Annotated in this window: 25 protein-coding genes; 21 read left to right on the forward strand and 4 right to left on the reverse strand. The window is 58.6% G+C overall.

Annotation, left to right across the window (positions count from 1 at the left end; genetic code table 11):
* Position 1 precedes the first annotated feature (1 nt).
* From fabD to KOL70_RS03400, 18 genes are all read left to right on the forward strand, one after another.
* Entirely contained in the window at positions 2–934 is a 933-nt protein-coding gene (fabD, locus tag KOL70_RS03315) for an ACP S-malonyltransferase (protein WP_215480203.1), read from the forward strand.
* Between the two features lie 10 nt (positions 935–944).
* Positions 945–1,679, forward strand: a complete 735-nt coding sequence (gene fabG / locus KOL70_RS03320; protein WP_021506405.1) for a 3-oxoacyl-ACP reductase FabG — start codon at positions 945–947, stop codon at positions 1,677–1,679.
* Positions 1,680–1,832: 153 nt separating this feature from the next.
* Positions 1,833–2,069 (forward strand): acyl carrier protein, encoded by a 237-nt coding sequence (gene acpP, locus KOL70_RS03325; RefSeq protein WP_010617251.1) that lies wholly within the window; start codon positions 1,833–1,835, stop codon positions 2,067–2,069.
* Positions 2,070–2,154: 85 nt separating this feature from the next.
* On the forward strand, positions 2,155–3,396 hold the full coding sequence (fabF, locus tag KOL70_RS03330; RefSeq protein WP_058769628.1) for a beta-ketoacyl-ACP synthase II: 1,242 nt from the start codon (positions 2,155–2,157) through the stop codon (positions 3,394–3,396).
* A gap of 123 nt (positions 3,397–3,519) precedes the next feature.
* Positions 3,520–4,332, forward strand: a complete 813-nt coding sequence (gene pabC, locus KOL70_RS03335) for an aminodeoxychorismate lyase (RefSeq protein WP_215480204.1) — start codon at positions 3,520–3,522, stop codon at positions 4,330–4,332.
* The gene (gene mltG, locus KOL70_RS03340) at positions 4,329–5,348 is read left to right on the forward strand and encodes an endolytic transglycosylase MltG (protein ID WP_058769629.1); all 1,020 of its coding nucleotides are present in this window, start codon (positions 4,329–4,331) and stop codon (positions 5,346–5,348) included. Before pabC ends, mltG begins: the two co-directional genes overlap by 4 nt.
* Positions 5,338–5,973, forward strand: coding sequence for a dTMP kinase (gene tmk / locus KOL70_RS03345; RefSeq protein WP_104092814.1), 636 nt, complete (start codon positions 5,338–5,340; stop codon positions 5,971–5,973). Before mltG ends, tmk begins: the two co-directional genes overlap by 11 nt.
* Positions 5,970–6,959 (forward strand): DNA polymerase III subunit delta', encoded by a 990-nt coding sequence (gene holB / locus KOL70_RS03350; protein ID WP_215480205.1) that lies wholly within the window; start codon positions 5,970–5,972, stop codon positions 6,957–6,959. Before tmk ends, holB begins: the two co-directional genes overlap by 4 nt.
* A gap of 17 nt (positions 6,960–6,976) precedes the next feature.
* The gene (locus KOL70_RS03355; protein ID WP_215480206.1) at positions 6,977–7,768 is read left to right on the forward strand and encodes a metal-dependent hydrolase; all 792 of its coding nucleotides are present in this window, start codon (positions 6,977–6,979) and stop codon (positions 7,766–7,768) included.
* Positions 7,769–8,054: 286 nt separating this feature from the next.
* A complete protein-coding gene (gene ptsG / locus KOL70_RS03360) occupies positions 8,055–9,488 on the forward strand; it encodes a PTS glucose transporter subunit IIBC (RefSeq protein WP_021506398.1) in 1,434 nt (477 codons plus the stop codon).
* Between the two features lie 333 nt (positions 9,489–9,821).
* A complete protein-coding gene (gene hinT / locus KOL70_RS03365; protein ID WP_021506397.1) occupies positions 9,822–10,172 on the forward strand; it encodes a purine nucleoside phosphoramidase in 351 nt (116 codons plus the stop codon).
* Positions 10,173–10,190: 18 nt separating this feature from the next.
* The gene (locus tag KOL70_RS03370; protein WP_021506396.1) at positions 10,191–10,556 is read left to right on the forward strand and encodes a YcfL family protein; all 366 of its coding nucleotides are present in this window, start codon (positions 10,191–10,193) and stop codon (positions 10,554–10,556) included.
* 10 nt (positions 10,557–10,566) lie between these two features.
* Positions 10,567–11,163, forward strand: coding sequence for a penicillin-binding protein activator LpoB (gene lpoB / locus KOL70_RS03375; RefSeq protein ID WP_021506395.1), 597 nt, complete (start codon positions 10,567–10,569; stop codon positions 11,161–11,163).
* Positions 11,150–11,965: a thiamine kinase gene (gene thiK / locus KOL70_RS03380; protein WP_058780745.1), complete on the forward strand. Its 816-nt coding sequence runs from the start codon at positions 11,150–11,152 to the stop codon at positions 11,963–11,965. Before lpoB ends, thiK begins: the two co-directional genes overlap by 14 nt.
* 15 nt (positions 11,966–11,980) lie before the next feature.
* Positions 11,981–13,024 carry a beta-N-acetylhexosaminidase gene (gene nagZ / locus KOL70_RS03385; RefSeq protein ID WP_215480207.1) on the forward strand — a complete coding sequence of 348 codons (1,044 nt, stop codon included), beginning with the start codon at positions 11,981–11,983 and terminating at the stop codon, positions 13,022–13,024.
* 39 nt (positions 13,025–13,063) lie between these two features.
* Complete coding sequence (gene ycfP / locus KOL70_RS03390) at positions 13,064–13,606, forward strand: alpha/beta hydrolase YcfP (RefSeq protein WP_021506392.1); 543 nt, start codon at positions 13,064–13,066, stop codon at positions 13,604–13,606.
* A gap of 212 nt (positions 13,607–13,818) precedes the next feature.
* Entirely contained in the window at positions 13,819–15,123 is a 1,305-nt protein-coding gene (locus tag KOL70_RS03395; RefSeq protein ID WP_215480208.1) for an NAD(P)/FAD-dependent oxidoreductase, read from the forward strand.
* A gap of 293 nt (positions 15,124–15,416) precedes the next feature.
* The gene (locus KOL70_RS03400; protein ID WP_031279257.1) at positions 15,417–15,959 is read left to right on the forward strand and encodes a glycine zipper 2TM domain-containing protein; all 543 of its coding nucleotides are present in this window, start codon (positions 15,417–15,419) and stop codon (positions 15,957–15,959) included.
* Positions 15,960–16,136: 177 nt separating this feature from the next.
* Here the strand turns inward: KOL70_RS03400 and KOL70_RS03405 are convergent, their stop codons facing one another.
* The 4 genes from KOL70_RS03405 to KOL70_RS03420 all read right to left on the reverse strand — a co-directional run bounded on the left by KOL70_RS03405 (position 16,137) and on the right by KOL70_RS03420 (position 21,205).
* The gene (locus KOL70_RS03405) at positions 16,137–16,565 is read right to left on the reverse strand and encodes a hypothetical protein (RefSeq protein ID WP_215480209.1); all 429 of its coding nucleotides are present in this window, start codon (positions 16,563–16,565) and stop codon (positions 16,137–16,139) included.
* Entirely contained in the window at positions 16,562–17,263 is a 702-nt protein-coding gene (locus KOL70_RS03410; RefSeq protein ID WP_215480931.1) for a hypothetical protein, read from the reverse strand. Before KOL70_RS03410 ends, KOL70_RS03405 begins: the two co-directional genes overlap by 4 nt.
* A 102-nt stretch (positions 17,264–17,365) precedes the next feature.
* Positions 17,366–20,809 (reverse strand): transcription-repair coupling factor, encoded by a 3,444-nt coding sequence (gene mfd / locus KOL70_RS03415; protein WP_021506389.1) that lies wholly within the window; start codon positions 20,807–20,809, stop codon positions 17,366–17,368.
* 186 nt (positions 20,810–20,995) lie between these two features.
* Complete coding sequence (locus KOL70_RS03420; protein WP_021506388.1) at positions 20,996–21,205, reverse strand: hypothetical protein; 210 nt, start codon at positions 21,203–21,205, stop codon at positions 20,996–20,998.
* Between the two features lie 248 nt (positions 21,206–21,453).
* Between KOL70_RS03420 and lolC the strand changes: the two genes are divergently transcribed.
* The 3 genes from lolC to lolE are packed head-to-tail and all read left to right on the forward strand — an operon-like array spanning position 21,454 to position 24,591.
* Positions 21,454–22,653: a lipoprotein-releasing ABC transporter permease subunit LolC gene (gene lolC / locus KOL70_RS03425; RefSeq protein ID WP_132465185.1), complete on the forward strand. Its 1,200-nt coding sequence runs from the start codon at positions 21,454–21,456 to the stop codon at positions 22,651–22,653.
* A complete protein-coding gene (gene lolD, locus KOL70_RS03430; protein WP_021506386.1) occupies positions 22,646–23,347 on the forward strand; it encodes a lipoprotein-releasing ABC transporter ATP-binding protein LolD in 702 nt (233 codons plus the stop codon). The genes lolC and lolD overlap by 8 nt, the downstream gene beginning before the upstream one ends.
* The gene (gene lolE, locus KOL70_RS03435) at positions 23,347–24,591 is read left to right on the forward strand and encodes a lipoprotein-releasing ABC transporter permease subunit LolE (RefSeq protein WP_021506385.1); all 1,245 of its coding nucleotides are present in this window, start codon (positions 23,347–23,349) and stop codon (positions 24,589–24,591) included. The genes lolD and lolE overlap by 1 nt, the downstream gene beginning before the upstream one ends.
* Positions 24,592–24,616 lie beyond the last annotated feature (25 nt).

Below are 24,616 nucleotides of genomic sequence, written 5' to 3' on the forward strand. Positions count from 1 at the left end.
GATGACGCAAATTGCTTTTGTTTTCCCGGGACAGGGATCGCAGACCGTCGGCATGCTGGCCGATCTGGCAGCGGAAAATCCACAGGTTGAAGCCACTTTCCGTGAAGCTTCTGACGCGCTGGGTTACGACTTATGGCAGCTGGTCCAGCAGGGCCCGGCTGAAGAGCTGAACAAAACCTGGCAGACCCAGCCGGCACTGCTGGCAGCCTCGGTCGCGATTTATCGCGTCTGGCAAAGCAAAAATGGCGCGCAGCCCGCGCTGATGGCCGGACACAGCCTCGGTGAATACTCTGCGCTGGTGTGTGCGGGCGTGCTGAATTTTGCTGACGCCATCAAGCTGGTTGAACTGCGCGGCAAACTGATGCAGGAAGCGGTGCCGGAAGGCACGGGCGCCATGCAGGCGATTATCGGTCTCGACGACGCGGCAATTCGCAAAGCCTGTGAAGAGAGCGCGCAGGGCCAGGTGGTTTCGCCGGTCAACTTCAACTCGCCGGGTCAGGTAGTTATCGCCGGCAATAAAGAAGCGGTTGAACGTGCTGGTGCCGCCTGTAAAGCGGCCGGCGCCAAGCGCGCGCTGCCGCTGCCGGTCAGCGTGCCGTCACACTGCGCGCTGATGAAACCTGCGGCGGATAAGCTGGCGGTGGCGCTGGAAAGCGTGATCTTCAATGCGCCGTCGGTACCGGTGGTCAATAACGTTGACGTTAAGTGCGAAAGCGACGCCGCGGCGATTCGCAGCGCGCTGGTGCGTCAGCTGTACAGCCCGGTGCGCTGGACTGAGGCGGTTGAGTTTATTGCTGCACAGGGCGTGACTGAACTGCTGGAAATCGGTCCGGGTAAAGTGCTGACCGGCCTGACCAAACGAATTGTGGACAGCCTGACGGCTGCAGCGGTGAACGATCCGTCGTCACTGGCTGCGGCGCCTGGCCAGGAATAAGAGGAAAATCATGAGCTTTGAAGGTAAAGTAGCGCTGGTGACCGGCGCCAGCCGCGGTATCGGACGTGCCATCGCGGAAACGCTGGCGGCACGCGGTGCAAAAGTGGTGGGTACTGCCACCAGCGAAAGCGGCGCGGAAGCCATCAGTGCTTACCTCGGCGACAAGGGCAAAGGTCTGCTGCTGAACGTGACCGATGCGGCCTCTATTGAGAGCGTGCTCGAGAAAGTTCGCGCCGAATTTGGCGAAGTTGACATTTTGGTCAATAATGCAGGCATTACGCGTGACAATCTGCTGATGCGCATGAAAGACGATGAGTGGGCGGATATCCTCGATACCAACCTGACATCGGTGTTCCGCCTGTCGAAGGCGGTCATGCGTGCCATGATGAAAAAGCGCGTGGGCCGTATCATTACCATCGGTTCGGTAGTTGGAACCATGGGTAACGCGGGTCAGGCAAACTATGCGGCAGCAAAAGCAGGTTTGATTGGCTTTAGCAAATCACTGGCGCGAGAAGTTGCGTCACGTGGCATTACCGTAAACGTCGTGGCTCCGGGCTTTATTGAGACGGACATGACGCGTGCACTGAACGAAGATCAGCGCTCGGGCATTCTGGCAGAAGTGCCGGCAGGTCGTTTAGGCGACCCGCAGGAGATTGCCAATGCTGTTGCATTCTTAGCCTCTGACGAAGCCGCCTACATCACGGGTGAGACGCTGCACGTCAATGGCGGCATGTACATGGTCTGATAATCACGAAATCATTTGCATTATCTGCGGTAAACACCGCAGAATAACGCAAAATCGTGGTTCGACCAGCCGGGATTTTGTTGCATCTTTTTCAACATTTTATACACTACGAAAACCATCGCGAAAGCGAGTTTTGATAGGAAATTAAATAGTATGAGCGATATCGAACAACGCGTTAAGAAAATCGTAGCTGAGCAGCTGGGCGTTAAAGAAGACGAAGTGGTTAACGGCGCTTCTTTCGTTGAAGACCTGGGTGCAGATTCTCTTGACACCGTTGAGCTGGTAATGGCTCTGGAAGAAGAGTTTGATACTGAAATTCCAGACGAAGAAGCTGAGAAAATCACTACCGTTCAGGCAGCGATCGACTATATCAATAACCATAAAGGTTAATGAATATCTTCAGGCGGTCATTCGACCGCCTGAGTTTTATGTTTGCCCCACATAGCGTCATTATTTCCCTCCCTGGAGGACGAACGTGTCTAAGCGTCGTGTAGTTGTGACCGGTCTTGGCATGTTGTCTCCTGTCGGCAATACCGTAGAGTCTACCTGGCGTGCTCTCCTTGCCGGTCAGAGCGGCATTAACCTGATCGACCATTTTGATACCAGTGCCTACGCAACGCGTTTTGCGGGTCTGGTGAAAGATTTTAACTGCGATGAATACATCTCGCGCAAAGATCAACGCAAGATGGATGACTTCATCCAGTACGGCATTGTGGCCGGTATTCAGGCTATGGCGGACTCCGGTCTGGTCGTAACCGACGAGAATGCCGGACGCATCGGTGCGGCTATCGGTTCCGGCATCGGCGGTCTGGGTTTGATCGAAGATAACCATACCTCGCTGGTCAATGGCGGTCCGCGCAAAATCAGCCCATTCTTTGTGCCTTCAACCATCGTTAACATGGTCGCTGGCCACCTGACCATTATGTACGGCCTGAAAGGCCCGAGCATCTCGATTGCGACCGCCTGTACGTCTGGCGTGCACAATATTGGTCACGCTGCCCGTATCATCGCGTACAACGACGCGGATGTGATGCTGGCCGGCGGTGCTGAAAAAGCCAGTACGCCACTGGGCGTGGGCGGTTTCGGCGCGGCGCGTGCGCTCTCTACCCGTAACGACAATCCGCAGGCGGCAAGCCGTCCGTGGGATAAAGATCGTGACGGTTTCGTGCTGGGCGACGGTGCCGGTATCGTGGTGCTGGAAGAGTACGAACACGCGAAGAAACGCGGTGCGAAGATTTATGCGGAAATCGTCGGTTTCGGCATGAGCAGCGACGCTTACCACATGACATCTCCACCGGAAGACGGTTCAGGTGCAGCCGCAGCGATGGTCAACGCGCTGCGTGATGCGCAGCTGGACCCGGCGCAGATTGGCTATGTTAACGCGCACGGCACCTCAACGCCGGCCGGTGACAAAGCCGAAGCGCAGGCGGTGAAGTCGGTGTTTGGTGCGGCCGCGCACAGCGTAATGGTCAGCTCGACCAAATCGATGACCGGTCACCTGCTGGGTGCGGCGGGCGCGGTAGAAGCGATTTACTCGATTCTTGCGCTGCGCGACCAGGCGGTTCCGCCCACCATCAACCTCGACAATCCTGACGAAGGTTGCGATCTGGACTTTGTGCCTCACACGGCGCGCCAGGTCAGCGGACTGGAGTACACGCTGTGTAACTCTTTCGGTTTCGGCGGCACCAACGGCTCGCTGATCTTCCGCAAGGTATAAGCGCTATCCAGCCGAACAGAGGCCCGCAATGCGGGCCTTTTTTATATTTTGTCACGCAGTGGCGTGGAATGTTACGCGCCACAGTGCTATTCAACGCTGACGCCAGCGGCAGAGGAGAAGCGCATGTGGATTAACGGAGTGGCACAGGACACCCTTTCTGCCCGCGATCGCGCGGTGCAGTTTGGTGACGGCTGTTTCACCACCGCGGCAGTCAGAGAGGGCCGTATCCAGCTGCTGGAGGCGCATCTGCAGCGTCTGCAGGACGGCTGCCAGCGTTTGCTGATGGCCGCGCCGGATCGCGCCTTACTGGCGGAGGAGATGCGCCGCGCGGCGGCGGGCCAGCGCGAAGCAGTGCTCAAAGTGATTCTGACGCCCGGCGCGGGCAGACGCGGCTACAGTCGCGCCGGCTGCACGCAACCCACGCGTATCATCGCGCTCGCACCCTGGCCACAGCACTACGCCACGTTGCAGCAGCAGGGCGCGCGGCTGGTGACCAGCCCGGTGCGGCTGGCGCAGAACCCGCTGCTGGCCGGCATCAAACACCTCAACCGGCTGGAGCAGGTGCTGATTCGCCAGCAGCTGGATGCGTGCGACGCAGACGAAGCGCTGGTGCTTGACACCGCCGGGACGGTAGTGGAATGCTGTGCGGCCAATTTATTCTGGCGCAGCGGTGAGGCCATTTTCACGCCGCGCCTCGCGCAGGCCGGCGTTGATGGCATCATGCGTCGTTATCTGCTGGCACAGCTGGCACAGGCCGGTTACGACTGCCAGCAGGTGGAGGCCAGCCGATCGGCGGTGTTAAGCGCCGATGAAGTGGTGATCTGTAACGCGCTGATGCCAGTATTACCCGTGCGGCAAATTGACGACGTCATCTTTTCCGCACGCACGCTGTACCAGCAACTGCTCGCCAGTTGCCAGACGATGGAAGCATCATGACCCGAATGAAAAAAATAGTTGCCGGCGCCGTAGTCATCGCTGGCCTGGCTGCCGCATTGAGCTACTGGCAGATTAAACGCTTTGCCGCGACGCCATTAACCATTCACCAGGAAACCCTGTATACCCTGCCGGCCGGTAGCGGTCGCGTGGTGCTGGAAGCGCAGCTTGAGAGCCAGCACATCATTCCGCAAAGCATCTGGTTTGGCCCGTTGCTGAAGCTGGAGCCCGATCTGGCTAACTTCAAAGCCGGGACGTATCGCCTTGAGACCGGCATGACGGTGCGCCAGCTACTGCAGTTGCTGGCCAGCGGCAAAGAGGCGCAATTTCCGCTGCGCTTTGTCGAGGGTTCCCGACTGAAAGAGTGGCTGGCTGAGCTGCGTAAAGCGCCATACCTTAAACACACGCTGCCGGATGATGAATTTGCCAGCGTTGCGGCCGCGCTTAAGCTTGATGTCAGCCAGCTGGAAGGCGGTTTCTATCCGGATACCTATCTGTATACTGCCAACACCAGCGATGTGGCACTGCTGGAGCGGGCGCACACGCGCATGAACAAGCTGGTGGATGAGATCTGGCAGGGGCGGATGGCCAGTCTGCCGTATAAAACACCGCAGCAGATGGTCACCATGGCGTCGATTATCGAAAAAGAGACCGGCGTCAGCGAAGAGCGCGCGCGCGTTGCTTCGGTATTCATCAATCGCCTGCGCACCGGTATGAAACTGCAGACCGATCCCACGGTGATCTACGGCATGGGCGACAGCTATACCGGTACGCTGACGCGCAAGGATCTTGAGACCCCGACCGCGTACAATACCTATACCATCAGCGGCCTGCCGCCGGGACCGATTGCCATGCCGGGGCGCGCCTCGCTGGAAGCGGCGGCTCATCCCGAGAAGACCAATTACCTCTATTTCGTCGCGGATGGCAAAGGCGGTCACACCTTTACCACCAATCTGGCCAGTCATAATAAAGCCGTGCAGGTTTACCGGCTGGCGATGAAGGAAAAAAATGAAAAGTAAGTTTATCGTCATCGAAGGGCTGGAAGGCGCCGGCAAAACCACCGCGCGTGAGGCGGTGGTTGCGGTCCTGCATGAGCAGGGCATTGAAGACGTGGTCTTTACCCGTGAGCCGGGCGGCACGCCTTTGGCCGAACAGCTGCGCGTGCTGGTGAAACAGGGCATTGATGGCGAACAGGTGAGTGATAAAGCCGAGCTGCTGATGCTGTATGCCGCGCGGGTGCAGCTGGTAGAAAACGTCATCAAACCGGCGCTGGCACGCGGTGCCTGGGTGGTGGGCGACCGTCACGATCTTTCGTCGCAGGCGTATCAGGGCGGTGGTCGCGGGCTCGATACCCAGCTGATGACCACGCTGCGCGATGCGGTGCTGGGCGATTTTCGTCCCGACCTGACGCTCTATCTCGACGTCACGCCGGAGATTGGCCTGCAGCGTGCCCGGGCGCGCGGCGAACTGGATCGCATTGAGCAGGAGTCGCTGAACTTTTTTACCCGCACGCGCGAACGCTATCAGGCGCTGGCCGCTGCCGATCCAACCATCAAAACCATCGATGCGACACAGCCGATTGAGAATGTGACAGCGTCACTTAAAGCCGTGCTGCGTCAGTGGCTGGCTGGTCAGGCGGCATGAACTGGTATCCGTGGCTGAACCGGCCGTACCGACAGATCATTGCCCGCCATCAGAGTGGACAGGCACATCATGCGCTGCTGATTCAGGCCATTGAGGGCATGGGCGACGATGCGCTGGTGTGGGGCGTCAGCCGCTGGCTGATGTGTCAGCAGCCGCAGGGACTGAAAAGCTGCGGTCAGTGTCACGGCTGCCAGCTGATGCAGGCGCACACCCATCCGGACTGGTATCGGCTGGAAGCGGAAAAGGGAAAAGCCTCGCTCGGCATTGATGCGGTTCGCGACGTCAGTGAGAAGCTGTACCATTTTGCCCAGCAGGGTGGCGCGAAAATTGTCTGGCTGCCGGATGCGACGCAACTGACCGAAGCCGCCGCCAACGCGCTACTAAAAACGCTGGAAGAGCCGCCCGCCAACTGCTGGTTTTTCCTCAGCGTGCGCGAGCCGTCGCGACTGCTGGCCACGCTGCGCAGCCGCTGTATGACATGGCATCTTTCGCCGCCGGAAGAGACGCACAGCCTGCAATGGCTGCAGAAACAGCAGCCGCAGCCGGAAGCGATTCTGCGCGCGGCGCTGCGTCTGAGCAACGGGGCACCTGCTGCGGCGCTGGCCTTGTTACAGCCGGACCGCTGGCAGGCACGGCAAACGCTGTGCGACAGCCTGAACAGCGCACTGAGCGGCGATATTCTGCAGCTATTGCCGGCGCTCAACAGCGACGATGTGGCGGTTCGCCTCGGCTGGCTGCTTTCGCTACTGGTGGATGCGATGAAGGTGCAGCAGGGCGCCAGCAACTGGCTGAGTAATGGCGATCGCCCGGACGTGGTGACGCAGCTGGCGCAGCAGTTCAGCAGCAGCGCGCTGAATGCGAGCGTGCAGCAGTGGCTGCAGTGTCGCGAGCAGCTGCTGCACGTGGCGGCGCTTAATCGTGAACTGATTCTGACCGACTGTCTGCTTGCCTGGGGACGTTTGCTGTCTCCCGCGACGGTCGGCTAAGGGTAAAAGAGAGATCTATGTTTATTGTTGATTCGCACTGCCATCTTGATGGCCTTGATTATGAAACCCAGCACCGCGATCTGGATGACGTGATTGCCAAAGCGGCGGCGCGGGATGTGAAATTCATGCTGGCGATTGCCACCACGCTGCCGGATTACTACAAAATCAAACAGCTGGTTGGCGATCGTGACAACATCGCGCTGGCCTGCGGCGTGCATCCGCTCAATCAGGAAACGCCGTATGACGTGGAAGAGTTTCGCCGTCTGGCGGCGGAAGAGCAGGTGATTGCACTGGGCGAAACCGGGCTGGATTATTTTTACCAGCAGGAGACCAAAGCCCAGCAGCAGGCCTCGTTCCGTGAGCATATCCGCACCGGCATTGCGCTGAACAAGCCGATTATTGTCCACACCCGCGATGCGCGCGAAGACACGCTGGCCATTCTGCGTGAAGAGCAGGCAGAGCGATGCGGCGGCGTGCTGCACTGTTTCACCGAAGACAAAGAGACGGCAGCGCAGCTGCTGGATCTTGGGTTCTACATCTCCTTCTCCGGCATTGTGACCTTCCGCAACGCTGAACAGATTCGCGAAGCAGCGCGCTATGTACCGCTGGATCGCATTCTGGTTGAAACCGATTCACCCTATCTGGCGCCGGTACCGCATCGCGGCAAAGAAAATCAGCCTGCCTTCACCCGCGACGTGGCTGAGTATATGGCCGTGGTGAAGGGCGTCGATCTTGCGACCCTGGCGGCCGCCACCACGGAAAACTTCTCCCGCCTGTTTAAGGTGCCGATGAGCCGACTCGGCGGCTAACGCGCTTTATTTCAAACTCTGTAATTAATCTGAAATCACTCATCTGCGCTGCGTGTTTCGCGGCGCAGGCAGTGATTTATTGCTGTTTATAGCAGCAAGTCAGTAAGAAATGACTGAAATTTCAGCGCTGTGTTTGGTGAAACGTGATAGCCGTCAAAGTAACGTGTCGTCATTTATTTTACCCTTCGTAATAAATCAAAAGACGCTCAGCGTCACCCCGGCTAAGGATCCTCCCCCTTTGCCATGCGCACTGCGCTAAAAAATGCACTCATACTCAGGAGCTTCTATGTTCAAGAACGCATTTGCGAACCTGCAAAAGGTAGGTAAATCGCTGATGTTGCCGGTATCGGTTCTGCCGATTGCCGGTATTTTGTTAGGTGTTGGTTCTGCTAACTTCAGCTGGCTGCCGGAAGTGGTTTCCCACGTGATGGCCGAAGCGGGTGGTTCGGTGTTTGCTAACATGCCGCTGATCTTTGCGATCGGTGTGGCACTGGGCTTTACCAATAACGATGGCGTGTCGGCGCTGGCCGCCGTGGTCGCCTACGGCATTATGGTGAAAACCCTGGCTGTGGTCGCGCCGCTGGTGCTGCATCTGCCGGCGGCCGAGATCGAAGCCAAACACCTCGCCGATACCGGGGTGCTGGGCGGCATTATTGCCGGTTCGATTGCAGCCTACATGTTCAACCGTTTCTACCGCATCAAGCTGCCGGAATACCTCGGTTTCTTCGCCGGTAAGCGCTTTGTGCCAATCATTTCCGGTCTGACCGCGATTTTCACCGGTGTGGTGCTGTCCTTCATCTGGCCACCTATTGGTACCGCGATTCAGGACTTCTCCCAGTGGGCGGCCTATCAGAACCCGGTGGTGGCGTTCGGTATTTACGGTGTGGTTGAGCGTGCGCTGGTGCCGTTTGGTCTGCATCACATCTGGAACGTTCCTTTCCAGATGCAGATTGGTGAATTCACCAACGCGGCCGGTCAGGTCTTCCACGGTGACATTCCGCGCTACATGGCGGGTGACCCGACTGCCGGTAAACTGTCTGGCGGCTTCCTGTTCAAGATGTACGGTCTGCCGGCTGCGGCTATCGCCATCTGGCATTCTGCTAAACCTGAAAACCGCGCCAAAGTGGGCGGCATCATGATCTCCGCCGCGCTGACCTCGTTCCTGACCGGTATCACCGAGCCGATCGAGTTCTCGTTCATGTTCGTGGCACCGATCCTGTACGTGATCCATGCCATCCTGGCGGGCCTGGCGTTCCCAATCTGTATTCTGCTGGGCATGCGTGATGGCACCAGCTTCTCACACGGTCTGATCGACTTCATCGTGCTGAGCGGCAACAGCAGCAAAATCTGGCTGTTCCCGATTGTCGGTATCATCTACGGTCTGGTGTACTACACCGTGTTCCGCGTGCTGATCGCAAAACTGAATCTGAAAACCCCGGGTCGTGAAGACACGGCGATGGAGCAGAGCAGCGCGACCGGCAGTGAAATGGCGGGCAAGCTGGTCACTGCGTTCGGTGGCAAAGAGAACATCACTAACCTTGATGCCTGTATTACCCGTCTGCGCGTCAGCGTGGCGGACGTAGCGAAGGTGGATCAGGCTGAACTGAAAAACCTCGGCGCGCGTGGTGTGGTGGTGGCCGGTTCCGGTGTGCAGGCGATTTTCGGCACCAAGTCCGATAACCTGAAAACCGAGATGGATGATTATATCCGCAGTATGTAAGTGACATGACGGCAGGCCGGGCCGGTGCGGTGAAGCGGCGTCAGATCGTAAAGACGCCAAAACCATCCCTGGGGCTCGGCCCGCGACATCCCTGTCGCGGGACGCTTTACTCCTCTACCGCCGCTTCACCGCACTGCAACTTCGGTGCGACAAAACCCCTCATCCGAGGGGTTTTTTATTTTACTGCCGCCAGACACCGCCGGCCGCGCCGCGCCAGCGTGAAAAAGTGATGCAAAGGCAGCCATTTAATGAAGAAAAGTGGTCCTGAGGTTGAAAGAAACGGAATTCCTCACGCATACTGCCTGACTGAACTCAGGCTTAAGGAACTGCACCATGGCTGAAGAAACCATTTTCAGTAAAATCATTCGTCGCGAAATTCCCGCCGACGTGGTTTATCAGGACGAACTGGTCACCGCCTTCCGCGATATCGCGCCCAAAGCGCCTACCCATATACTGATTGTCCCCAATGTACTGATTCCGACCGCCAACGATGTACAGGCGGCGCATGAGCAGGCGCTGGGCCGCATGGTTACCGCCGCCGCAAAAATTGCCCGTGATGAAGGCATCGCCGAGGATGGCTATCGCCTGATCATCAACTGCAACCGTCACGGTGGGCAGGAGGTTTACCACATTCATATGCACCTGGTCGGCGGACAGCCGCTGGGCCCGATGCTGGCCATCTAACCTCAGGCGGACCTTGTGATGCGTCAATGGCTGAGCGGCTTGCTGTTGCTGACCCTGGTGGGCTGCAGCAGCGATAAGCCGATGATCAACACCTCCCAGTCGCTGGTGATGGAGTCTGCCGTACTGTCGGCGGGCATCATCACCGATGAGCCCGCGCTGACCAGCCGCGACGGCCAGCAGCGCGCCGCCAGCGTGCTGCAAAATCTGCGTGAAACGCCGGTCACCGTGCACTATCGTTTCTACTGGTACGATGACAAAGGGCTGGAGATTGAGCCGCAGGAGCCGGCGCAGACTCAAACCGTACCGGCGCACGGCAGCGTAGAAGTGGCCTCGCAAATGGGTAACCCGACCGCCAGCAAGGTGCGTCTCTATCTTTATCTTTGAGGAGTAACCTGTGATTCGCAGTGTACAACGTTCCGGCGCGCTACTGTTTGCGCTGATGCTCACCGGTTGTGTGGTGAAACAACAAACCCCGGCGCCGGTTGAACCGACGCAGCCGACCACGCCAACCCAGCCAGAACAACCGCCCGCGCAGCCGGTGCCGCCGCCGCAAACTGTGCCGCAGCCGCCGAAGCTGAAAACCATCAACTGGAACGCCAGCGTCCAGCCGTTAGTCGCCAATATGGTGCAGTCGGCGGGCGTCAATCCGGGCAGCGTGCTGCTGGTGGATCGCATCAAAAACAGCACCAACGGCTCGCTGCAAACGGAAAAAGCCACGGCAGCGATTGAGAACGCGCTGGCGAATAACGGCAAGTTCAGCCTGGTCTCAAACGATCAGCTTAATCAGGCGAAGCAAACGCTCGGCCTGTCGCCAGAGGATAGCCTCAACTCGCGCAGCAAAGCGATTGGCCTGGCGCGCATCGTCAACGCGCAGTATGTGCTGTACAGCAACGCGCAGGGCGATGTGAAAGCTCCTGCGCTGCAAATGCAGCTGATGCTGGTGCAGACCGGCGAAATCATCTGGTCGGGCAACGGCGTTGCACAACCCTGATCCCCGGCTGCAGCATCTGGTTCAGCAACAATGGCCGACGGCGCAAGCTGCCGGTCATTTTTTCGCGCTGCCAGGACTGAGCGGTAACAGCGTGCAGGTACGCAGCGAGCAGGGCGATCTGCTGGCGCGCCGGACGCCGTCGCAGCCCATCCCGTTTGTCGATCGTCAGCGCGAATACCGCATCCTGCGTCAGTTGCGTACTACGGCGCTGGCGCCGCAGCCGCTGACGTGGCAGGCGCCGTGGCTGCTGCAGCGCTGGCTGCCGGGCGAGGTGCTTTCGCCGGATCAGTTCAGCGCGCAGCGCGCAGCGGTGCTGACGCTGCTGCTGCGCCTGCATCACCAGCCGCTGACCGGTTATCGCTTACGGCTGGCACCGTTGCTGCAGCGCTACTGGCAGCTGTGTCAGCAGCGGCACTGGCGCTGGCAGCGGCGCTTAAACCAGTTGCTGCAGCGCGGCGAACCGTCGCCGCTGCGGCTGGCACCGCTGCACATGGACGTCCACCCTGGCAATCTGATTGCCACGCCGGATGGCCTGCGTTTAATTGACTGGGAATATGCTGCGGATGGCGACGTGGCGCTGGAGCTGGCCGCTATCGGCGCGGTGGATGGCGCTGAACACGATTACTGGATAACCGACTATGCCGCCGAGGCGCGGCTGTCGGCCACGGCGCTGCGGCGTCAAAGCCGGCGCTGGCAGCCGTGGCTGCAGCTGCTGATGGCCAGCTGGTATCAGCTGCGCGCCGAGCAGAGCCATGACCAAACATTGCAACGGCTGGCGCAGGCCAGCTGGCAGGATCTTTAATTCAGGAACCGAAACATGACGATGACAACGCCCGGACCGCTGATGCTGGACGTCGAAGGCTACGAGCTGGACGCCGAAGAGCGCGAAATTCTGCAACATCCGCTGACAGGCGGACTGATCCTGTTCGCCCGCAACTTCCATGATGTTGCGCAGCTGGCGGAGCTGGTGCGCCAGATTCGCGCGGCGTCGCGCAACCGGCTGCTGGTGGCGGTTGATCAGGAAGGCGGACGCGTGCAGCGCTTCCGCGACGGTTTTACTCAGTTGCCTGCGATGCAATCATTCGCCGCGCTGCATGACATGGCACGCGCCGGCGAGCTGGCGCAGCAGGCCGGCTGGCAAATGGCGGCGGAAATGATCGCCATGGATATCGATATCAGCTTTGCGCCGGTGCTGGATATCGGCCACATCAGCGCGGCCATCGGCGATCGCGCTTTCCACGCCGATCCGGCGATTGCGCTGCAGATGGCGCGCCAGTTTATCCACGGCATGCACGAAGCCGGCATGAAAACCACCGGCAAGCACTTCCCGGGCCACGGCGCGGTCAGCGCGGATTCGCACAAAGAGACGCCGCGCGACACGCGCGATGCGGCCACGCTGCGCCAGCATGACATGGCAATCTTCCAGCAGCTGATTGATGAGCAGCTGCTGGATGCGGTGATGCCCGCGCATGTTATCTATACTGAAGTGGACCCGCTGCCGGCCAGTGGTTCGCCTTACTGGCTGCAAACGGTGCTGCGGCAGGAGCTGGGCTTCAACGGGGTGATCTTCTCAGACGATCTGTCGATGGAGGGCGCGGCGGTGATGGGCAGCTATGCGGAACGGGCTCAGCAGTCGCTGAATGCCGGCTGCGATATGATCCTGTTGTGCAATCAGCGTGCTGGCGCGGTGAGCGTGCTGGATAATTTGACGCCGATCCAGGCGACGCGCGTCACGCAGTTATACCATCAGGGACGTTTTGACCGTCAGAGTCTGCAGGCCAGCGAGCGCTGGCGGCAAAATCAGCGTCAGCTCAGTGACCTGCAGGATCGCTGGCTGGCGCACAAAGCGTCGGGCAGATAATCGCCGCTGCCCGGATCTCACTCCACGCTGAGGATAATCATGATCATCTATCTGCACGGTTTTGATTCCAACAGTCCGGGCAACCATGAAAAGGTGCTGCAGCTGCAGTTTATTGACCCGGACGTCAGACTTATCAGCTACAGCACCCGCCATCCGAAACACGATATGCAGTTTCTGCTGAAAGAGTGCGACAAACTGCTCCAGCAGGGCAGCGATGCGCATCCGTTGATTTGTGGCGTCGGCCTGGGCGGCTACTGGGCAGAACGCATCGGCTTCCTTTGCGGCATGCGCCAGGCGATATTCAATCCCAACCTGTTTCCTGATGAAAACATGGAAGGCAAGATCGACCGGCCGGAAGAGTATCTTGATATCGCCACCAAATGCGTCAGCAACTTCCGTGAAAAGAACCGCGACCGCTGCCTGACCATTTTGTCACGTCACGATGAAGCGCTGGATAATCAGCGCAGCGCGGCCGCCTTGCACCCGTACTACGAGATCGTGTGGGACGAGGAGGCCAGCCACAAATTCAAAAATATTGCCCCGCATCTGCAACGCATCAAAGCGTTCAAAACCCTTGCCTGAGTGCTGCTGCGCCGTGTGATGCGGCGCACAAAACGTGTAACATTCTGATAATGCAGTGCAAAGATTGATGTACATCAATTTTCTTATGTCCGGATGATTATGCCGTGCTATTCTGCCCTCAGCTCGCGATTAAATGTCGCCAACCCTATGTTTATTAAGGTTTTATATAACCATTAATTAACTTTTGGTTTACAACTTTGAGGGGGTCTTCATTGACTACAAGCATGGAAAAAATCGTCATCGTCGGTGGCGGTGCCGGAGGGCTGGAGCTGGCAACACAGCTCGGCCATAAACTCGGCCGCAAAAAAAAGGCGGAGATCATCCTGGTCGATCGTAACCACAGCCATCTGTGGAAACCGCTGCTGCATGAAGTGGCGACCGGTTCGATGGATGAAGGTATTGATGCGCTCAGCTATCTGGCGCATGCGCGCAACCACGGTTTCCAGTTTCAGCTGGGTTCGCTGACGCAAATTAATCGCGAAACAAAAACCATTGAACTGGCGGAGATCCGCGACGCGGAGGGTGGGCTACTGGTACCGCAGCGCGAACTGGCGTATGACCGTCTGATAATGGCGCTGGGCAGCACCTCGAACGATTTCGGCACGCCAGGCGTGAAAGATCACTGCATCTTCCTCGACAACCCGCATCAGGCGCGTCGTTTCCACAATGAGATGCTCAACCTGTTCCTGCGCTTCTCTGCCAGCGAAGGGCAGCTGCAGAAAGTCAATATCGCCATTGTCGGCGGCGGCGCGACCGGCGTCGAGCTGTCGGCAGAACTTTATAACGCAGTGAAACAGCTGCACAGCTACGGCTATAAAGGTCTCGACAGCAGCGCGCTCAACGTCACGCTGGTGGAGGCCGGCGAGCGTATTCTGCCTGCACTGCCACCGCGCATCTCCGCAGCGGCGCACCAGGAACTGAGCAAGCTTGGCGTGCGCGTACTGACGCAAACCATGGTCACCAGCGCAGCAGCCAACGGTCTGAATACCAAAGGGGGCGAATTCATCGAAGCCGATCTGATGGTGTGGGCGGCCGGTATTAAAGCGCCAGACTTCATGAAAGAGATTGGCGGGCTGGAGACCAACCGCATTAATCAGCTGGTGGTCAAAGAGACGCTGCAGACCACGCTGGACGACGACATTTACGCCATCGGCGACTGCGCCTCCTGCGCGCTGCCGGGCGGCGGATTCGTGCCGCCGCGCGCGCAGTCGGCGCACCAGATGGCGTCGCGAGCGCTGGAAAACATCCTCGCCCAGCGCAAAGGCAAGCCGCTCAAAGCCTACGTGTATAAAGATCACGGCTCGCTGGTGTCGCTGTCCCGCTTCAGTACCGTCGGCAGCCTGATGGGGAACCTGATGCGCGGTTCGATGATGGTGGAAGGGCGTATTGCGCGTTTTGTCTACATCTCCTTGTACCGTATGCACCAGATTGCGCTCCATGGATACTTCAAGACCGGTCTGATGATGCTGGTCGGCAGCCTCAACCGCGTGCTGCGTCCGCGTCTCAAACTGCACTGATCGCTGGCGGGCGGTCACCCCCGCCCGCTGCGTGCCCGGCTGCCGTAACCGGCTGATTGCCGTCAATCAGCGCCAGGTTACGGCGCAATGACACTGCCGCTCAGAACTCTCCTAAAAGCTGGTCCTGCTGGCTTTCCGCTGCGTTTCCTCCATTAATCTGATGTTGCATTTTCGGACCATCTGTAAAACTTATGCCAACGAACACGGCGCGGCGCGCACGCCGGTTATGCCTCGGTAACCCGGGATCGGGTTGCGGCAGGAATGCGCGGTAACAACTTCAGGAGGACATTCCTGTGAATAAATCAATGTTAGCGGGTATTGGAATCGGCGTAGCAGCAGCGTTGGGCGTGGCCGCCGTCGCCAGCATGGATGTGTTTGATCGTGGCCCGCAGTATGCTCAGGTGCTTTCGGCAACGCCAATCAAAGAGAGCATCAAGCAGCCGCGTCAGGAGTGCCGCAACGTTACCCTCACGCACCGTCGTCCGGTGCAGGATGAGAACCGCATCGCCGGTTCCGTACTGGGTGCCGTGGCCGGTGGGGTGATTGGTCACCAGTTCGGCGGTGGCCGCGGCCGGGATATCGCGACCGTAGCCGGTGCGCTGGCAGGCGGCTACGGCGGTAACCAGGTACAGGGTGCGCTGCAGGATCGTGACACATACACCACCAGCGAGCAGCGCTGCAAAACCGTGTACGATAAACAGGAAAAAATGCTGGGTTATGACGTGACCTATAAAATAGGCGACCAGCAGGGCAAAATCCGCATGGAGAATGACCCTGGCACCCGCATCCCGCTCGACCGTAATGGTCAGCTGATCCTGAATTCGAATCAGGCCTGATTGGGCAAAGCTACTTCACAGCAGCAGTAACAAAAAAAGCGCCGCAAGGCGCTTTTTTTACGTTGGTTTTTTAATTCAGGATGAAGAAAAGAGATCCGGAGCTTATACCTCATGACGAATTTCATCAGCTATCACCGGTCTGGCTTATTATCTGTTGGCAGGCATGTTATGAGGTAATCAGGTTCGCTTATCTACCATCGAAACGAGAACTGTGCGCGGTTGTTCCTCAATTTCAATCGACACGGTGACAAGCGGATCGTCGCCAGTCCAGCAGTCACCTGCGAAACTGCACGCTTCGCTTTGTTTGAAACCCTTTTCTTTCATAAACGCATTAATTTTATCTGCGTTGGTCGCGCCAATAAACCTCAGCTGAAAAATCAGTGCAGGGTTAGGACCTGATACGTTACTGTAATAAAAGCTATAGTTATCAGTAATGCGCGGCATCTTTTTGAGTAAATCAGGCGTATAAAAGTCGTAATCCAGCGTGTCGTGCTCTGTATAATTAGCGCTATCTGCAAACTCCATACGGAGATAATTCAAGCCATAGGCCATACCGACCACACACGCAATGAGAACGCAAAGTAGAATCCTGAGCGATTTTTTCATAGTTTTGAAATGCCCTTACCAAAATGGATAAAGCCACGGTCCGGGTCTATGATGCCAACATCTTCTGATGTCCACCGATTATAGGGCGTTACGCTTCGCATGAAGATCGGTAACTGACCAAAGTGAGGTTTGGCGTTAGGGAATTGAATAGGGTCAGGGAAAAGCAGTGGCTTAAAGGTTTCGTTTTTCCAGGAGCCAATTTTTCCATAATGGTCCCAGCGTCTTAATGCATCCGCCTGACTCACTGGTTTCAGGTGGCTGAAAATGCCGCTCATGCATGCCACAACCCGGTAAAAACCCAGGAGATCCGATACAAGGTCTTCGCCACTGAATCCGCTGTCAGTAGCCCAGCTAAAAGGGAAAGAATTCTGCAGCCCTTCAAACCTGCGCGCCAGCGTCATCATCATGGCAAGAGCTATGCTTTGCTTTTGGTGATATGACAGACCTTTTTTGAGACGCCAGGTAATTGATTTTCCCACAGTCAGGCGCCTTTTGAGGCCAGCCATTGATTGTTTATAGGTAACGTCATAGGTCAGGCCGCTCTGTGCTTCGCCGCACAGCATTTGCTCCCATAACTGTCTGATGTCATTGCCCTGGGCGTGACCGAGATCTATCCAGCCCAATACTTCTGTGTAAACCAGGCCGTAAGCACTTCTTTCTGCTTTACTGCCGTCAAGAATATCCTCTCGCCTGCTCATCATTGAGCTCCTTCCATGAATAAATCCTGTGATGCCATCCTTGTGATATCACAGGATCAAGCGGTGATTTAATTGTTTCCGCTAAGTTTGCGAGCTCGCTCCTTAAACCCGGTTCTTCGCCAGCTCGGCGACGAAATTCTGCACCCATTCCATGCGCGTTTTGCGTTCGCTGAGATCGCGGGTGAATTTCAGTCGCGTCGGGCCATCCAGCTTCCACTGCTTGGCATCTTTCTGCAGCAGGCCGATCAGCCAGCCGGGATCGACCTGATTCTGCGGCGCGAACTCAAAGAAGCCGCCTTTTTCGCTGGCTTCGATTTTGCGCAGCCCCAGCTGGCGCGCCACCAGGCGCAGCGCGGCGATGTCGAGCAGGTTACGCGCGGCGTCGGGCAGCTTGCCGAAGCGGTCAATCATCTCAATTTTCAGCTCGGCCAGCTCCTGTTCATCGGCCGCACTGGCGATGCGTTTATACAGCGACAGGCGCGTATTGACGTCCGGAATAAAATCATCCGGCAGCAGGGCAGGCATGCGCAGCTCAATCTCGGTCTGATTGCTGGTGAGATCTTCCAGCGACGGTTCACGTCCGGCCTTGAGTGCATCCACCGCGTTTTCCAGCAGCTCCATGTAGAGCGTGAAGCCAATGGTCTCCATCTGACCGCTCTGATCTTCACCCAGCAGCTCACCGGCACCGCGAATCTCCAGATCGTGCGTCGCCAGCGCAAAACCAGCGCCCAGATCCTCCAGCGAGGCAATCGCTTCCAGTCGCTTCTGGGCATCGGTGGTCATCGCTTTCGGGTGCGGCGTCAGCAGCCAGGCATAGGCCTGATGGTGCGAACGGCCGACGCGGCCACGCAGCTGATGCAGCTGCGCCAGACCGAAATGGTCGGCGCGCTCAATGATGATGGTATTGGCACTGGGCACATCGATCCCGGTTTCGATGATGGTGGTGCACACCAGCACGTTGAAACGCTGGTGGTGGAAATCGTTCATCACCCGTTCCAGATCGCGCTCGCGCATCTGACCGTGGCCGATGGCGATGCGCGCTTCCGGCACCAGCTCGGCCAGCCGCTGCGCTGCTTTCTCGATGTTCTCGACGTCGTTGTAGAGATAGTAAACCTGGCCGCCGCGCAGCACTTCACGCAGGATCGCTTCGCGCACCACCAGGCTGTCATACTCGCGCACGAAGGTTTTCACCGCCAGACGGCGCGCCGGTGGCGTGGCGATAATCGACAGATCGCGCATGCCGCTCATCGCCATGTTCAGAGTACGCGGAATCGGCGTTGCGGTGAGCGTCAGAATATCGACGTCAGCGCGCATCGCTTTAATGCGCTCTTTGTGACGCACGCCGAAACGGTGCTCTTCATCGACGATCAGCAAACCGAGATCGCGCCACTTCAAATCGCTCATCAGCAGCTTGTGGGTGCCGATCAGAATATCAATTTTGCCCTCGCTGGCCTGTTCCAGCACCTGCGCCTGCTCTTTGGCGCTGCGGAAGCGCGACAGCATCTCAATGCGCACCGGCCAGTTGGCGAAGCGGTCGCGGAAGTTATCGTAATGCTGCTGCGCCAGCAGGGTAGTTGGCACCAGCACCGCCACCTGTTTGCCGTTCTCCACCGCAAGGAAGGCAGCCCGCATCGCCACTTCGGTTTTACCAAAGCCAACATCGCCGCACACCAGGCGGTCCATGGCCAGCGGCTGGCACATATCGCTGAGCACGGCGTTAATTGCCTGCGCCTGATCCGGCGTGGTTTCAAACGGGAAACCCTCGCAGAACAGCTGATACTGCTCGCGGTCGTGCTTAAAGGCAAAGCCAGCCTTGGCCGCGCGCTGGGCATAGATATCCAGCAGCTCAGCGGCCACGTCGCGGACTTTCTCCGCCGCTTTCTGGCGCGCGCGTGACCAGGCATCGCTGCCCAGTTTGTGCAGCGGCGCATTTTCATCGGCGCCGCCGGCGTAACGGCTGATCAGATGCAGCGATGACACCGGAACGTAAAGTTTGGCATCGCCGGCATAAGAGAGCATCAGATACTCAGCCACGATACCGCCGGCTTCCAGCGTGGTCAGGCCGATGTAGCGCCCCACACCGTGTTCAAGATGCACCACCGGCTGGCCCGGGTGCAGCTCGGCGAGGTTACGAATCAGTACATCCGGATTGATGGTGCGGCGATTGTCCTGACGGCGGCGGCTGACGCGCTCACCCAGCAGATCGCTTTCGCAAATCAGCGCGCGCTGGCGCTGGGTGTCGATAAAACCGCGCTCGCTGGCGCCAATCATCAGGCTGTACGGCTGCTCATCGGCCTGCTCGAAGCGATCGATCGGCTGCGGGCGCAGTTTGATGCGGGACAGCAGCTCCTGCAGGCTTTCGCGGCGACCTTCGCTTTCTACTGAGAAAATCACCTGACCGGTAAACTGCTCGAGGAACTGACGCAGCAGATCGAGCGGCGCTTTGGCCTGCGCCTGCACCGTCAGCTCCGGCAATGGCTGATAGCCCAGATTACTGTTCGCGGCTTTCTCCGGCAGCGTCTCAGCGCTGAGCTGCATGCGCGGCCAGTTTTTCAGCTCGCTCAGCAGCGCATCCGGGCGGAGCCACAACGTGGCCGGTTCCAGCAGCGGGCGCATAGGATCGATGCGACGATTTTCATAGCGTGCGTTAGCATCCTGCCAGAAACGCTCAGCGCTGGCGTGCAGATCGCCGCTGTTCAGCACCAGCGTGCTGGCGGGCAGATAGCTAAACAGGGTAGGCAGTTCCTGCTCGAAAAACAGCGGCTGCCAGTACTCAATTCCGGCCGGCAGCGTGCCTTTGCTCACCTGCTGATAGACGTGCTCAGGTTCGCGCCGCACGTCGAAGGTTTCACGCCAGCGGCTGCGGAACAGCTCAATGGCTGCTTTGTCGGTGGGAAATTCATGCGCCGGCAGCAGGTTGATGGCGCTCACCGCCTCCAGCGTGCGCTGTGAATCGACGTCAAACAGGCGCAGGCTGTCGATCTCATCATCAAAGAAATCGATGCGGTAAGGCTGATCGCTGCCCATCGGGAACAGGTCGAGCAGCGCGCCGCGCGTCGCGTACTCGCCATGCTCCATCACCTGATCGACATGGCGATAACCGGCCTGCTCCAGCTGGTCGCGCAGGGCATCGCGCGACAGTTTCTGGCCCTGCTGCATTACCAGCGCATGGCCGTGCAGGAAGCTGTGCGGGCAAACGCGCTGCATCAGCGTATTGACCGGCAGAATCAGCATGCCGCGCGTCAGGGTGGGCAGCTGGTACAGCGTAGAAAGACGGGCGGAAATAATGTCCTGATGGGGCGAGAAGCTGTCGTAGGGCAGTGTTTCCCAGTCAGCAAGGTTGGTGACCGGCAGATCGGTAAACTGCCTGATCTCCTCCTGCAGCCGCAGGGCCGATTGCATATCCGGGGTGATCATTAACACCGGACCGCTGTGGCGTTCGGTGATGCTGGCACACTCAACCGCCTGCGCGGCGCCGACCAGCTGACCGAGCTGACGATGGTCGCCTGCTTTAGCAGGCAGGGTATAACGACGCTGTTCCGACATAAGGTCCGACATTCTCTCCTCAGTTTCCAGGGCGTCATCATTCCACATTCCGCCGTGAGGATCATCTCTCCTTTCTGAGTTTATGTCAGGGTGCATGAATGCGCACCTTACCTCAGCGGCACCCTGAAGGGCCGCCAGTATGGCCAGTTGCCAGGTCGTCATTGATGGCGACCTGGCCGCGTCACGTTATTTACTGGATTGCTGTGTGTAGTGCATGCGTGGACGATCCACATTGGCCCATGACAGCTCGCGCTCGACATGGTAGCTGTTGTTGCCATCGTCCCACTTCACATAATAACCGGTTAGCGCGTCTCCCTGCTCAAAGACATTGACCACTTCGCCTTTGATCTCGCCAGATTTATGTTTAACGATACTGCCTTTAGGAAACCTGCTCATGGTAAGAACCTCCGTACTGCGCTTACTGTGATGCGAAAACCGGTACTGCAAGCTAAGTCTAACCCACCTGCTGACGAATAATCGTACTAATAGCGTCACTATTTTGTCGTAATTTTGTGCATTGTCGCGCAGGAGGACGCATTTTGACGCAACTTTGCAACTGACTCAGCGGGTTAGAGGTTTCATAAAGCAGACGGCTCCTTTATCATCGCTCTACTTAATTTTGAGCAACGGCCAAGACGGATCTCATGTATCAACCAGTCGCGTTATTCATCGGTTTGCGCTACATGCGTGGACGTGCTTCAGACCGTTTCGGTCGTTTCGTCTCCTGGCTCTCGACTATTGGTATCACGCTCGGCGTACTGGCACTGGTGACGGTGCTGTCGGTGATGAACGGCTTTGAGCGCGAGCTGGAAGGCAACATTCTCGGCCTGATGCCGCAGGCGCTGGTGACCAGCGACACCGGCAGCATCAATCCGCAGCAGATGCGCGCGCAGGATCTCAAACTGCAGGGCGTGACGCGGATCGCACCGCTGACCACCGCCGATGTGGTGTTGCAGAGTGCGCGCAACGTGTCGGTGGGCGTGATGCTGGGCATCAATCCCGACGAACAGGATCCGCTGACGCCTTATCTGGTCAACACCCAGCAGAGCGTGCTGCAGCCGGGGCAGTATAAGGTCATTCTCGGTGAACTGCTGGCCTCGCAGCTGGGCGTGAAGCGCGGCGATCAGCTGCGCCTGATGGTGCCATCGGTCAGTCAGTTTACCCCAGTGGGGCGCGTGCCGAGCCAGCGCATCTTTACCGTTGCCGGTACCTACGCAGCCAATAGCGAAGTCGATGGCTATCAGATTCTGGTGAACCAGCAGGATGCCTCGCGCGTGATGCGCTATCCGCTCGGCAACATTACCGGCTGGCGCCTGTGGCTGGATAAGCCGCTGAATGTCGATGCGCTCAGCCAGCAGCCGCTGCCGCAGGGGCTGACGTGGAAAGACTGGCGCGAACGCAAGGGCGACTTGTTCCAGGCGGTGCGCATGGAGAAAAACATGATGGGGCTGCTGCTCAGCCTGATCATTGCCGTGGCCGCCTTCAATATCATTACCTCGCTGGGCCTGCTGATCATGGAGAAGCAGGCGGAAGTGGCGATCCTGCAAACCCAGGGCTTAACGCGGCGGCAAATCGTCGCGGTATTTATGGTGCAGGGCGCCAGCGCCGGTATTATCGGCGCGCTGCTCGGTACGCTGCTGGGCGTGCTGCTGGCCAGCCAGCTCAACAATTTAATGCCGGTGATCGGCCTGTTCCTTGATGGCGCCGCGCTGCCGGTAGATATCAATGTCTGGCAGGTGATCACTATTGCGCTGGTCTCGATGGCCGTGGCGCTGCTCTCTACCCTCTATCCGTCATGGCGCGCTGCCGCCGTTCAACCCGCTGAGGCTTTACGTTATGAGTAATACCCCTTTGTTGCAGTGTCGTGACCTGTGCAAACGCTATCAGGAAGGCAGCGTGCAGACCGATGTGCTGCGCAATGTGGCTTTTAGCCTGCAGCCGGGCGAACTGACGGCCATCGTCGGCAGCTCCGGCTCCGGCAAAAGTACCTTACTGCACCTGCTGGGCGGGCTGGATGCACCGACCTCCGGTGACGTGGTGTTTGACGGGAAATCGCTCAACGCCATGTCGTCGGCGGCCAAAGCAGAGCTGCGTAACCGTGAACTCGGCTTCATTTATCAGTTTCACCATTTGCTGCCGGACTTCAGCGCGCTGGAGAACGTAGCCATGCCGCTGCTGATTGGCAAAACCGGCAAAGCCGAAGCGGAAGCGCGCGCACGCGAGATGCTGGCGGCGGTTGGCCTGGAAAAGCGCGCGGCGCACCGGCCTTCTGAGCTGTCGGGCGGTGAACGTCAGCGTGTGGCGATCGCCAGGGCGCTGGTGAACCGGCCGCGGCTGGTGATGGCCGATGAGCCTACCGGTAACCTCGATGCGCGCAACGCGGACGCCATTTTTGAACTGCTCGGCGAACTCAACGTGCAGCAGGGCACCGCGTTTCTGGTGGTGACGCACGACCTAAACCTGGCGAAGCGCCTGAGCCGTCAGATGGAAATGCGCGACGGCCAGCTGAGCGATCACCTGACGCTGGGAGCGATCTGATGGCGTCCTCTTTATCCCTGCTGCTCGGGCTGCGCTTCAGCCGCGGCCGGCGGCGCGGCGGCATGGTGTCGCTGATCTCCATCATCTCGACCATCGGCATTGCGCTTGGCGTGGCGGTGCTGATCATCGGGCTGAGCGCGATGAACGGTTTTGAGCGGGAGCTCAACAACCGCATTCTGGCCGTGGTGCCGCACGGCGAAATTGAGGCGGTTAACCAGCCCTTTCGCAACTGGCAGCCGATGATTGCGCCCATCGAACAGGTGCCGGGCATCGCCGCAGCGGCGCCTTACGTTAACTTTACCGGATTGATTGAGAGCGGTGCGAAGCTGCAGGCGCTGCAGGTGAAGGGCGTTGATCCGCAGCAGGAGCCGCGCCTCAGCGCGCTGCCGCGTTTTGTCAGCGGCGATGCCTGGTCGCAGTTCAGCGCCGGCAGGCAGCAGATCATTCTGGGCGGCGGCATCGCCAAATCGCTCAACGTGAAGCAGGGCGACTGGATCACCATCATGATCCCGAATAATGATGGCGAGAACAAACTGCTGCAGCCAAAACGCATTCGTCTGCAGGTGAGCGGTATTCTGCAGCTGAGCGGCATGCTGGATCACAGTCTGGCGCTGGTGCCGCTGGCCGATGCGCAAAAATATCTGGATTTGGGCGACAGCGTCAGCGGCATTGCGCTGAAGATGAGCGATCCGTTCCAGGCACAGAAGCTGGTGCGCGATGCCGGCGAAGCCACCCACTCCTATGTCACCATCCGCAGCTGGATTGGCACTTACGGCTACATGTATCGTGATATCCAGATGATTCGCGCCATTATGTATCTGGCGATGGTGCTGGTGATCGGCGTGGCCTGCTTTAATATCGTGTCGACGCTGGTGATGGCGGTGAAGGACAAGAGCAGCGATATCGCCGTGCTGCGCACGCTTGGCGCGAAAGACGGCCTGATTCGTGCCATCTTTATCTGGTATGGCCTGCTGGCCGGGCTGCTGGGCAGCGTCAGCGGTGTGGTGGTCGGCGTGCTGGTGGCGCTCAATCTGACGCCGGTGATGCGCGTAGTGGAGCACCTTACCGGGCATCAGCTGCTGGCGGGCGATATCTATTTTATCGACTTTCTGCCGTCCGAGCTGCACTGGCTGGATGTGGCCATCGTGCTGGCAACGGCGATTGGCCTGAGCCTGATTGCCAGCTGGTATCCGGCGCGGCGCGCCAGCCGCATCGATCCTGCCCGCGTGCTGAGCGGTCAGTAAAGACAAAACACGCAGCCGCCTTCGC

Source organism: Pantoea sp. B270 (assembly GCF_018726825.1).
Lineage (GTDB): Bacteria > Pseudomonadota > Gammaproteobacteria > Enterobacterales > Enterobacteriaceae > Pantoea > Pantoea dispersa.